At 35.6% G+C, this 7,746-nt stretch carries 8 protein-coding genes; 3 read left to right on the plus strand and 5 right to left on the minus strand.

Annotated features, from left to right (window positions below; genetic code table 11):
- Positions 1-31 precede the first annotated feature (31 nt).
- Both EHC72_RS18680 and EHC72_RS18685 read left to right on the plus strand, forming a co-directional pair.
- A complete protein-coding gene (locus EHC72_RS18680) occupies positions 32-1,909 on the plus strand; it encodes a glycoside hydrolase family 35 protein (protein ID WP_131539223.1) in 1,878 nt (625 codons plus the stop codon).
- 204 nt (positions 1,910-2,113) lie between these two features.
- Positions 2,114-2,560 carry a KTSC domain-containing protein gene (locus EHC72_RS18685; RefSeq protein WP_131539224.1) on the plus strand — a complete coding sequence of 149 codons (447 nt, stop codon included), beginning with the start codon at positions 2,114-2,116 and terminating at the stop codon, positions 2,558-2,560.
- Between the two features lie 70 nt (positions 2,561-2,630).
- Here the strand turns inward: EHC72_RS18685 and EHC72_RS18690 are convergent, their stop codons facing one another.
- The 5 genes from EHC72_RS18690 to EHC72_RS18710 all read right to left on the minus strand — a co-directional run bounded on the left by EHC72_RS18690 (position 2,631) and on the right by EHC72_RS18710 (position 6,556).
- A complete protein-coding gene (locus EHC72_RS18690; protein WP_131539225.1) occupies positions 2,631-2,813 on the minus strand; it encodes a hypothetical protein in 183 nt (60 codons plus the stop codon).
- An 82-nt stretch (positions 2,814-2,895) separates the two neighbouring features.
- Positions 2,896-3,294: a hypothetical protein gene (locus EHC72_RS18695; RefSeq protein WP_131539226.1), complete on the minus strand. Its 399-nt coding sequence runs from the start codon at positions 3,292-3,294 to the stop codon at positions 2,896-2,898.
- A gap of 3 nt (positions 3,295-3,297) precedes the next feature.
- Complete coding sequence (locus EHC72_RS18700) at positions 3,298-3,792, minus strand: SRPBCC family protein (protein WP_131539227.1); 495 nt, start codon at positions 3,790-3,792, stop codon at positions 3,298-3,300.
- A 10-nt stretch (positions 3,793-3,802) separates the two neighbouring features.
- Positions 3,803-4,921, minus strand: coding sequence for a lactonase family protein (locus tag EHC72_RS18705; protein WP_131539228.1), 1,119 nt, complete (start codon positions 4,919-4,921; stop codon positions 3,803-3,805).
- A gap of 105 nt (positions 4,922-5,026) precedes the next feature.
- The gene (locus EHC72_RS18710) at positions 5,027-6,556 is read right to left on the minus strand and encodes a pseudouridine synthase (RefSeq protein WP_131539229.1); all 1,530 of its coding nucleotides are present in this window, start codon (positions 6,554-6,556) and stop codon (positions 5,027-5,029) included.
- Positions 6,557-6,819: 263 nt separating this feature from the next.
- On the opposite strand from EHC72_RS18710, the gene EHC72_RS18715 reads away from it, so the two are divergent.
- Positions 6,820-7,590 carry a lytic transglycosylase domain-containing protein gene (locus EHC72_RS18715; protein ID WP_131539230.1) on the plus strand — a complete coding sequence of 257 codons (771 nt, stop codon included), beginning with the start codon at positions 6,820-6,822 and terminating at the stop codon, positions 7,588-7,590.
- Positions 7,591-7,746 lie beyond the last annotated feature (156 nt).

A 7,746-nucleotide genomic window follows, 5' to 3' on the forward strand; every position in this document is an offset into this window, starting at 1 on the left:
AAGAAAAATATTTGTAACAACTTAAACACAAATGAAGACCACTTTAATTGCTTTTGCGCTGCTGCTAACGCTCGCAGCAAATGTTAATGCCCAAACTAAAAAGAACACTAAACACACTTTCGCCATTGCGGATGGTAATTTCCTGTTGGATGGTAAACCTGTTCAAATTCATAGCGGGGAAATGCATTATGCCCGTATTCCAAAACCTTATTGGCGTCATCGCTTAAAAATGATGAAAGCAATGGGCTTAAACGCCGTTGCTACCTATGTTTTTTGGAATTACCATGAAACAGCGCCTGGTGTTTGGGATTTTAAATCGGATAACCGAGATATTACCGAATACATTAAAACTGCCCAGGAAGAAGGTTTATTTGTTATTCTTCGCCCAGGACCATATGTATGTGCCGAATGGGAATTTGGTGGCTATCCATGGTTTTTACAAAAAGTACCAGGTATGGTTATTCGTGATAACAATCCGCAATATTTAGCGGCAACAAAAGCATATTTTACCGCATTATACGGTCAGGTTAAAAATCTTTTGGTAACCAACGGAGGCCCAATTGTAATGGTGCAGGGCGAAAATGAATTTGGTTCATACGTGGCTCAACGTAAAGATATTTCTTTAGAAGATCATAAAAAATATAGTGCGGCTGTATTTCAGCAGTTAAAAGATGTTGGTTTTAATGTGCCGTTTTTTACATCAGATGGTAGCTGGCTTTTTGAAGGTGGCGCATTGCCTGGAGCCTTACCAACTGCAAATGGCGAAGATGATGTAGCCAAGCTTAAAGAGTTGGTAAATAAATACAATGGCGGTAAAGGGCCGTACATGGTTGCAGAATTTTATCCAGGTTGGTTGGATCATTGGGCAGAGCCTTTTCCTAAAGTTTCTACGCAAGCCGTAGTTAAGCAAACGCAAAAGTATTTAGATGGTGGCGTATCATTTAACTATTATATGGTGCACGGCGGTACAAACTTTGGTTTTACTTCGGGCGCAAATTATGATAACAAACATGATATTCAGCCAGATTTAACAAGCTACGATTACGACGCACCAATTAGCGAGGCTGGGTGGGCTAGTGAAAAATATAACGCTTTAAGAGATTTACTTAAAAAGCCTGAAACTCCTGCTATTCCCGCAAAAATTCCAGTAATTTCTATCCCGAATATCACTTTAACGAAAGCTGTTGATTTGGAGGATGTTAAGAATAAGATAACACCTGTAAATGATGATAAACCTTTAACTTTTGAAGCTTTAAATCAAGGACATGGTTATGTTTGGTACAGCAAAAAATTTAATCAACCTATTAATGGAAAATTAGAATTGGCTGGTTTGAGAGATTATGCAATTGTTTATGTTAATGGCACTAAGGTTGCAGAATTAAACAGCTACTATAAAAAATACGACTGCGAAATAGATATTCCATTTAATGCTGTTTTGGATATTGTAGTAGAAAATATGGGGCGCATTAACTACGGTGCTAAAATTATCAATAGTACAAAAGGAATCATTTCTCCAGTAATTATTAACGGACAAACCATTACCGGAAATTGGGATATGTATAAATTACCAATGGATGTTGTACCTAATTTAGCTTCGGCTAAAAATACTGCAACGGCGGGAAAACCAGCTATTTATGAAGGAAGTTTTTCTTTATCCAAAACTGGTGATACATTTCTTGATATGCGTGATTGGGGTAAAGGTATTGTGTTTATTAATGGCATTAATATTGGTCGTTACTGGAGCGTTGGCCCTCAGCAAACGCTTTACGTTCCAGGTTGCTGGTTAAAAGAAGGTAAAAATGACATTGTAATTTTCGAGCAGAAAAACGATGTAATGCACACGACAGTAAAATCCATAGATACTCCAATTTTAGAAGAAGTGAAACCTGAAAACGGTTTGCCTAAATAAATATTTAACATTTTAATAAAAACCTGCAGCTATTTGTTGCAGGTTTTTTTATGCCTTAAAATTTGAAAATAATATCATTCGTATCCGCTAATTGCTTGTTTTTCAAAATATTTAATTCCAGTAAGTTTTTAAGGCTATAATAAATAATTGTTAAAACAAAACTTTCTCAAAATCAAATCATTATAAATCGTACCTTTGCGGCAAATGAAAAAAATAGTAGATTACAGAAAGCTTTTGAACGTGGATAAAACGGCCGAGCTTGCAGCGCTTAAGTCGGTTTACCGTACTTTGATGAAAGAATGCCATCCAGATAAATTTCAGGTAGAAGAAGAGAGATTAGCGGCAGAGGCAAGAAGTAAAGACATCATCGAAGCTTATCATTTCCTGGTTAGTATTGCGCCAGAAACTCGTGAGCAAAATATAGAATCGTATACTCAAACCATTACAAATTCTAATATTTTAGATTTTGAATACAAACAATCCGTTTTAAACATTCAGTTTTTTGATGGAAGTGCTTATGAGTATTTTGATGTGCCAAGAGCAATTTACATTAAATTGGTAAATGCAGATTCGCCAGGTCGTTTTGCACGTCGCCACATCTGTAACTCTTTCCCTTATCGTAACGTTGCTAAAGTAGCTGAGCCTGCTTAATAAGAAATAAGTAAAACAAAAAAGGCTTACCATTTGGTGAGCCTTTTTTGTTTAATTCAGTATTGATATTTTAAGGAATTTCCTCTTTATCATCTTCTTTAGTTTCCTTACGCTCTGTTACAATTTCTATATTGTTTTCTTTTCTACCTGAGGAGGGGATAGGAATCCCGCCACCTAAACCCACGCCGATAGAAGCCAATAGGAAAAGAAAAACCAAAGCAATAAGCCTGAGCAGCTTTTTTGCGCCTTTCATATTTTATAGTTAAATAACAAAATCTCTTACTAGTGAGAAGTTCTTATTGGTTAATCATATCTTTCTTTAAAAATAGAATTGCTTAAATAGCAAATTCATGACTTAAAGTAGGTTTGATTATTTTATAAAATAATTGAGTTTTTAAAAAAATAAGTTTCTTATTTTCCTGAATCAGCTTATTGAAATAAGCCAACATTTGTCTATTAAAAAACAACAAAAAATATGTTTTATAAAGGTGATAAGGAGTTGAATAAGATTGAAGATTTGCTTTCTGATAATAACCAATATAACGTTTTCTGAATTTGGTTATATCGGTATTTACACATTCTGTTTGATTATATTGTTGTTGTGTTTGAACAGAATAACTTAGGTTAGAAGAAGAAATAAAGCTGAAGAAAAATGTTGCAATTAGAAAAAACTTAATCAACTTGTTTTGATTTTTTCTATAACCTTCTTGCAGCAATAGCTCTCCTCTGACCATCTATTAATTATTTAGCATAGGTTTAAACCGATTGTCTTTGTTTCTTAAATCCAATCCACCTTCTAAAACCGATTTTAAATTAATTAAGTAAAAAGACCAGCCATTGTGGCAACCCAGGCGAATATTCCTTTTAGAATTTTCATCCGTTGGAATATTTTTCTGGGTAAGTTCAACAATAGTATATTCAAATTCTTCACGTAAATTTATTTCAACCAAGCAATTGCCTGCAAACGTGAATTGGAAAAAGTCTTTTTCGTTGGCTTCAGTTATGGTGCCAAATTCTATATCGTTATAAAGATACCAAACCCATTTATAACGATCGCCTTTTAAAGCCTGCTGAGTTTTGCTTAATAGAACATTATTTTCATCAGAAAACTCTGCATGACTTAAAAACCACTTCTCAATTTCAACTGGAGTTGACCAAGCCGCATAAACTTCATCAATTGTTGCCTTAACAGCAATTCTAATGGTGAATTTTGTCCAATCAAAGTTTTCCATTGATGTTATATTATTTGCTAAAAACAAGGCAAACAGGAGCGCCTACTTCAATACGCTTGCCGCTATCTGTTAATTTGCCTGAAATTTTATTACGGTTAAAAATTACAACATCATTAGTATATTGATGGGCAACCAATAAAAAATTGCCACTTGGATCTATACTGAAATTTCTTGGGCCTTTACCTAAAGTGCTCACAGTTTCAATATGTTTTAAAATACCCGTTGATAGAATAGAGAACACTGAAATTGAATTGGCATCGCCACGATTGGTTTCGTAAAGAAATTTTCCATCTGCCGAAACGTGGATATCAGCTCCATCAATTTTCCCGGTAAAACTTTTCTCTGTTGTTCCAATTTCTTGTATCTTTTTAAGATTCCCATTTGAATAAACAAAGCCAGTAATGCTGCCATTAAACTCGTGAGCTAAATAAGCAAACTTTCCATTTGGGCTAAAAGTAATATGTCTTGGACCAGTGCCAGCATTCGTTTTTAGTACGTTTTTAACTGTTAAAATCCGGTCCTTACTGTTTGGGTTGTAATTATATATGTACGTTTGGTCTTCGCCTAAATCATTACATATCAAATATTTATGGTCAGGTGTAAATTTTACCATATGTACGTGTGCACTTTGCTGCCTGCCTTTTGGGTCTATACTTTTTCCAGTATGTTGGATAATCTGTTTGGGTTCGGTTAAGGAGCCGTCAGCATTTCGACCAAATACGGCTAGGCTTCCGCCACTATAATTGGCAATAATTACATTTTGGTTATCAACGGTGATGTAACATGGATCGGCACCATGGCTTTCTTGCTTATTTATGAAATTAAGTTTTCCGCTTGCTGCGTTAAAAGTAAATGCACTCACTGCACTGGTATTCCCGGTTTCATTAACTGCGTAAACAAATTTACCATTAGGGTTTAAAGCTAAATAGCTTGGGTTTGCAACATCTTTAGTAACGCTTTTTAACTTAGTATCTGCAGTAAGGGTATTAAAGCTATAGGTATAAATGCCTTCACTTTTGCCGGTGTTGGTGTAAGTGCCAACAATAAGGTTGTATGTGGTTTGTTTTTTCTGCGCAAATGCCATAACTGAAATTGCGACGAAGAAAAATAGGGAGCCGATCTTTTTCATAATATTTATTGATATAAACAAATATGAGAAAAACTTAACAAAAACAATCAGTACTGAGTTGCTGTGATGTAAACAAAAAAGGCAACCTTTCGATTGCCTTCTATATTATCTGATTAGATGTTTAATTTGAATAAGCTCATGCTCTTCAAGATAACGCCATCTTCCTCTTGGTAGATCTTTTTTAGTCAAATTACCATAAACTACACGATCTAATTTTTCTACATTATAACCTAAATGTTCGAAAATACGACGTACGATGCGGTTTTTGCCACTGTGAATTTGAATGCCAACTTCTTTTTTTGTTCCACCAGAAACGTAAGAAATGTTATCTGGCTTAATTAAACCATCCTCAAGCTCTAAACCGAAAGCAATTTTATTTAAATCGCCTTGTGATAAAGATTTGTCTAATTCTACGTTATAAATTTTAGTGATTCCGTTTTTTGGGTGAGATAATTTATCTGCTAAATCACCATCGTTGGTCATTAATAGTAAGCCTGTTGTGTTGCGATCTAAGCGACCAACTGGATAAATACGTTCACGACTAGCTTTATCAACCAACTGCATTACCGTACGGCGCTCCTGTGGGTCATCCGTGGTGGTAATATAATCCTTAGGTTTGTTTAATAGTACATAAACTTTTTTCTCACGCTTAAGCAATTCGCCATTATAACGAACCTGATCTTTAGCTGGATCAACCTTGTGGCCAAGTTCTGTAACAGCTTCACCGTTTACAGTAATAATACCAGCAGCGATTAACTCATCGGCCTTACGGCGAGAACAAATACCTGCGTTTGAAATATATCTATTTAGGCGAATTAAGCCTTTATCTTCATTTGTTTTACGAACAGGGGCAATAACTGTTCTTTCCGGGCGATTAAATTCGGTATCTCTAGGTTGTGATTCTTCACGTTTTCTAAACGGTCTGCTATCAGCACCTTCTCTTGGTTTTACATCTCTTGAACTTCCAGCACTTGGCTTGAAACCGTCAGATTTTCCTTCCCAAGGTTTAAATCCTTTTGATCCTCCGTCTCTTGATTTGAAGTCTCTGTCGCCAGTTTTCGGTTTAAAATCTCTCGAATCTCTATCCTTAGATTTGAAATCTCTGTCTCCTGTTCTTGGTTTATAATCTCTTGCACCATCTTTCGATTTAAAGTCTCTATCTCCTGTTCTCGGTTTGTAATCTCTTGATCCACCTTCTCTTGGTTTAAAATCACGTGATCCGCCATCTCTCGATTTAAAGTCACGATCGCCAGTTCTCGGTTTGTAATCTCTTGATCCGCCTTCTCTTGGTTTAAAATCGCGATCACTACTTCTTGAAGTAGAATCTTTTGATTTAAACTCACGATCACCAAATTTGAATCCTTTTGATTCTCCATCTCTCGATTTGAAATCACGATCTCCAGTTCTTGGTTTGAAATCTTTTTTGTCTCCGAAAGATTTAGATTTGAAATCTTTACCTCCTGATGTTCTTGGGCGGGAACCCTCTCTTTGATCGGATGATTTTTTGAATTTGCTGTCTCTGTCTTCAGAGCTACCTTTTTTTTCTGATCCGGCTGAATAACTTTTGCCTTCGCTTCTCCGGCTGCCCGGTTTGGACTTGTCATCCCGACTGTTCCTGTTGTTTTTATTTATCATGATACGCTTTTAACCACATCAAAAATGCGGGCTGCAAATTTATGCAAAATTGATGAATAATACAATTTTGAGAAGCGTAAAAATTTGATCAAAAAATAGCCTCTAAAATAAGAAAAATTGAGTGAAAATCAAAATCTAAAACCCACGTTTAAAGTACTTTAAAGCCTGATTTTGACTCTATTTTTTGTAACTGCTTGGTAATCTGACTATTATTTTTTACCTTTGCCAACGTTTTTTATAAGTTCACCAAAAAAAGGAGGAAGATGTTAAAGAAACACATAGTACCATTTGTAATAGTGGCAGCATTATTTATTATGGCAAAAGTGTTCGCTTACCAAATGCCCTTAGCACAAAAAAGTCTTTTAAAAGAAGAAAAATTAAACACTACAATACCCACAACTGAAAGTCCGAAAGAAGAATCTGTATCTTTAATGGCCCAGTTAAATTTTGCTGAAGAAACCCTGCCATTAGGCGATAAAAAGGTAGAAAGTAAAATGAAAAAAGTTCTTGCAGCACACACTTATGGTAATCTGCAAACGCATCGCTTACACAGAAAAGCAGCAGAGTGGTTTCCGATAATTGAGCCTATTTTGGCCGCTTACGGTATTCCTAATGATTTTAAATACGTTGCACTGGTTGAATCCGGTTTGCAAGGTGGCGTATCGCCAAAGGGCGCAGCCGGAATTTGGCAGTTTATGCCTGGCACCGCTCGCATGTATGGCTTAAAAGTAAATGGTAAGGTTGATGAACGTTACAACTTGCGCAAATCTACTATTGCAGCATGCAAATACATTAAAGAAATGTATAGTGGTTTAGAAAGCTGGACATTAGTTGCTGCGGCATATAATGTTGGCGATGGCCGTTTACGCAGGCAAATCAATGATCAAAATCAGGATAATTATTATAAAATGAAACTAAACCGCGAAACCGGTGGCTACGTTTATAAGCTAATTTCTATGAAACAGATTATGGAAAATCCTGTTCGTTATGGTTATGAAAAACCAAAACAACTATTGGCATATAACGCCGAATAATAAAAAATAAAAGACAAGCATTTGGTAAAGAAGCTGTCTCAAAATAAACGAGGCAGCTTTTTTTGTGTGTAAATAAATCCAGTGTGTTATTTGCTTGTTGCTGGCTAGAAATGTTTATTTCTTCCTCAGTTTGGTAAAAAACAGAAAAAGCAAACC

It is taken from the genome of Pedobacter nototheniae (genome assembly GCF_004335085.1).
GTDB classification, from domain to species: domain Bacteria; phylum Bacteroidota; class Bacteroidia; order Sphingobacteriales; family Sphingobacteriaceae; genus Pedobacter; species Pedobacter nototheniae.

What these genes read in the sequence shown, in the direction of transcription:
- EHC72_RS18685 (WP_131539224.1), top strand. Translation starts at nt 2,114, where the DNA reads ATGAAAAAAATAGTAGATTACAGAAAGCTTTTGAACGTGGATAAAACG.
- EHC72_RS18695 (WP_131539226.1), bottom strand. Translation starts at nt 3,294, where the DNA reads ATGGTCAGAGGAGAGCTATTGCTGCAAGAAGGTTATAGAAAAAATCAA.
- EHC72_RS18690 (WP_131539225.1), bottom strand. Translation starts at nt 2,813, where the DNA reads ATGAAAGGCGCAAAAAAGCTGCTCAGGCTTATTGCTTTGGTTTTTCTT.
- EHC72_RS18710 (WP_131539229.1), bottom strand. Translation starts at nt 6,556, where the DNA reads ATGATAAATAAAAACAACAGGAACAGTCGGGATGACAAGTCCAAACCG.
- EHC72_RS18700 (WP_131539227.1), bottom strand. Translation starts at nt 3,792, where the DNA reads ATGGAAAACTTTGATTGGACAAAATTCACCATTAGAATTGCTGTTAAG.
- EHC72_RS18680 (WP_131539223.1), top strand. Translation starts at nt 32, where the DNA reads ATGAAGACCACTTTAATTGCTTTTGCGCTGCTGCTAACGCTCGCAGCA.
- EHC72_RS18715 (WP_131539230.1), top strand. Translation starts at nt 6,820, where the DNA reads ATGTTAAAGAAACACATAGTACCATTTGTAATAGTGGCAGCATTATTT.
- EHC72_RS18705 (WP_131539228.1), bottom strand. Translation starts at nt 4,921, where the DNA reads ATGAAAAAGATCGGCTCCCTATTTTTCTTCGTCGCAATTTCAGTTATG.